This is a genomic window from Polaromonas sp. UBA4122 (genome assembly GCA_002381615.1).
In the GTDB taxonomy this organism is placed as follows: Bacteria; Pseudomonadota; Gammaproteobacteria; order Burkholderiales; family Burkholderiaceae_C; genus Polaromonas.
On the sequence record DFWY01000150.1, the window covers coordinates 1 to 2,950 of the forward strand.

Sequence of the window (2,950 nt, forward strand, 5' to 3'; positions counted from 1 at the left end):
ATGCGGCCGAAGCCGTTAATGCCTAGTTTGAGGGTCATAAAAGTAAATGTCTCTGGAATTATTAATAAAAAGTGGCTCTTGCCCAATCAGGACGGGCGCAAGCAGCTATCAATCAAGGAGCATCGAACAATCGGCAATCACCCGGTCCGGCGCGCAGGCTTCAATCGGCTGCCCCATGTTGTAGCCATAGGGCAGCGCCCAGACCGCCACGCCTGCGTTGCGCGCGGTGGCCACGTCGATGCTCGAATCACCCACGAACAGCGCCCGGTGGCCCAGCACGCCAAACTGCGCCAGGCAGCTGTGGATACCTGCCGGGTCGGGCTTTTTGGTGGGCAGGGTATCGCCGCTGACCACCCGATCAAACAGCGGCATCAACTGGTGGGCGTCCAGCACCGTGGCGGTGTAGCGTCCTTCCTTGTTGGTGACCACGGCCAGCTTGACACCGCGCTCGCGCAACTTGTTCAGGGTTTCGCGCACCTGGGGGTAGAGGTGGCTGCGGGTGCCACAGCGGCTCTGGTAGTGTTTGTCGAACTCGGCAGCAATCAGCGCCAGACTGTCGCTGGCCCGCACCGTCGCCACGTCGGTTTGTCCGACGTAGGCCAGCGCCTGGATCAGCAACTCGCGCGTGCCCTGGCCGATCCAGTCGTTCACCTGCTGCTGCGTCACTTCGGGCAGACCGCAGCGGCGCATCGTGTCGTTGACGGCGTCGGCAATCTCCGGCGCAGTTTCGATCAGCGTGCCATCCAGATCAAACATGATCAGGTCGAAGGGTTTGTTCATGGCGGGCTTACGTTTGGTTGGTGGACGGAACGATCTGGTCGGGCAAGGGCACCTCGCGCCGCTGCGCGGAGCTGTGTACCAGGGTGCGTGCGGCGTCCACCACGCGCTGGGCAGTAATGCCAAAGTGGGCGTACAAGTCCTTGGCCGGGGCCGATTCGCCAAAGCTGGCGATACCCACCACCACACCGGTGCGGCCGACGTACTTGCGCCAGAAGTCCGGATGCGCGGCCTCGATGGCCACTGTCGGCAGAGCCAGTGGCAGCACCCGTTCCTGGTAAGCCTCGGATTGGCGGTCAAAAATATTGGTGCAGGGCATGGACACCACACGGGTGGCAATGCCCTCCCCCGCCAGCGCCGCCTGCGCCTCCATGGCCAGCGAGGTTTCCGATCCCGTGGCCACGATCACGGCCTGCGCGCCCTCCATGTCGGACAACACATAGCCGCCGCAGCGGATGGCGCCCGCCATGCCCGCATCGGTCAGGCGCGGCAGGTTCTGGCGTGACAGGCACAGAGCGCTGGGGCCATCTTTGCGCTCCACCGCGCAGGCCCACGCCACCGCGGTTTCCAGCCCGTCAGCCGGACGCCACACGTCCAGACCGGGGATGATGCGCAGGCTGGGCACATGCTCCACGCTCTGGTGCGTGGGGCCGTCTTCACCCAGGCCGATGCTGTCGTGCGTGAACACATGGATCACGCGCAGCTTCATCAGCGCGGCCATGCGGATGGCGTTGCGGCTGTAGTCGCTGAACGTGAGGAAGGTGCCGCCGTAGGGGATGTAGCCACCGTGCAGGGCGATGCCGTTCATGATGGCGGCCATGCCGAATTCGCGCACGCCGTAGCTCAGGTGGTTTCCCCACTGGTCGCGGCCGGCCTTGACGCAGCCCTTGAAGTTGGTGAGGTTGGAGCCGGTCAGGTCGGCGCTGCCGCCGAAGAATTCGGGCAGCAGAGGTGCCAGGACATCCAGCGCATTCTGGCTGGACTTGCGGGTGGCAAACGCGTCGGCTTTGGCGGCGATGGCGGCCAGCAGTTCGGGCAGCTTGGCCGCAAAGTCCGGCAGCAGGTCGCCCTCCACGCGGCGCTCGAACTCGGCGGCTTGGGCCGGGTACAGCGTGCGATAAGCCTCAAAGCGCAAGCGCCAGGCGCTTTCGGCGGTCTGGCCGCGTTCCACGGCGTTCCAGGCAGCGGCGATATCGTCCGGGATCTCGAACGGCGCGGCGGTCCAGCCCAGCGCTTCGCGGGTGGCAGCCACTTCGGCAGCACCCAGCGCAGCACCATGCACGTCATGCGTGCCAGCCTTGTTGGGCGAGCCTCGACCGATCACGGTTTTGCAGCAGATCAGCGTCGGTTTGCCGTCGGGCAACACCGCCTGCGCTTTGGCGGCGCGAATGGCGGCATCTACAGCGGCGGGGTTGTGCCCGTCCACCGCCGGGATGACATTCCAGCCGTAGGCCTCAAAGCGCTTGGGTGTGTCGTCGGTGAACCAGCCTTCGACACGGCCGTCAATGGAGATGCCGTTGTCGTCGTACAGCGCGACCAGCCTGGACAGGCGCAAGGTGCCGGCCAGCGAACAGACCTCGTGGCTGATGCCTTCCATCAGGCAGCCGTCGCCCATAAAGGCGTAGGTGAAGTGGTCGACTATGGGCTGCCCGGGCCGGTTGAACTCGGCCGCCAGCAGCTTCTCGGCCAGCGCCATGCCCACCGCATTGGCCAGGCCCTGACCCAGCGGGCCGGTGGTGGTTTCCACGCCAGGCGTCACGCCCACTTCGGGGTGACCGGGGGTTTTGCTGTGCAGCTGACGGAATTTTTTAAGTTCCTCCACGGGCAGGTCGTAGCCGGTCAGGTGCAGCAGCGCATAGAGCAGCATGGAGCCGTGGCCGTTGCTCAGCACAAAGCGGTCGCGGTTGGCCCAGTGCGGGTTGGCCGGGTTGTGCTGCAGGTGCCGGTTCCACAGCACCTCGGCCATGTCGGCCATGCCCATGGGGGCGCCGGGGTGGCCGGACTTGGCTTTTTCGACCGCATCGACGGCGAGCATGCGGATGGCGTTGGCCATCTGGCGGGCGAGTTCAGGGGTAGGAGTAGTCATGGTTTTAGGTTCTGCAAGAGATTGATGGCACTTTCATAGAATCGTCATTGCGATTTCCGCGCTACCGTCATTGCGAGCGCAGCGTGG

The 2,950-nt window shown here is 64.9% G+C and carries 2 protein-coding genes; both read right to left on the bottom strand.

Translation table 11 applies throughout. The features are described 5' to 3' along the window. Positions 1-108: 108 nt before the first annotated feature. The gene (locus B3F77_RS17870) at positions 109-780 is read right to left on the bottom strand and encodes an HAD-IA family hydrolase (RefSeq protein WP_293606261.1); all 672 of its coding nucleotides are present in this window, start codon (positions 778-780) and stop codon (positions 109-111) included. A gap of 7 nt (positions 781-787) precedes the next feature. Beyond that, on the bottom strand, positions 788-2,863 hold the full coding sequence (tkt, locus tag B3F77_RS17875; RefSeq protein WP_293606262.1) for a transketolase: 2,076 nt from the start codon (positions 2,861-2,863) through the stop codon (positions 788-790). Positions 2,864-2,950: the final 87 nt, after the last annotated feature.

Excerpts from the sequence above, each read along its gene's own strand:
- B3F77_RS17870 (WP_293606261.1), bottom strand. The coding sequence starts at position 780 with ATGAACAAACCCTTCGACCTGATCATGTTTGATCTGGATGGCACGCTG.
- tkt (WP_293606262.1), bottom strand. The coding sequence starts at position 2,863 with ATGACTACTCCTACCCCTGAACTCGCCCGCCAGATGGCCAACGCCATC.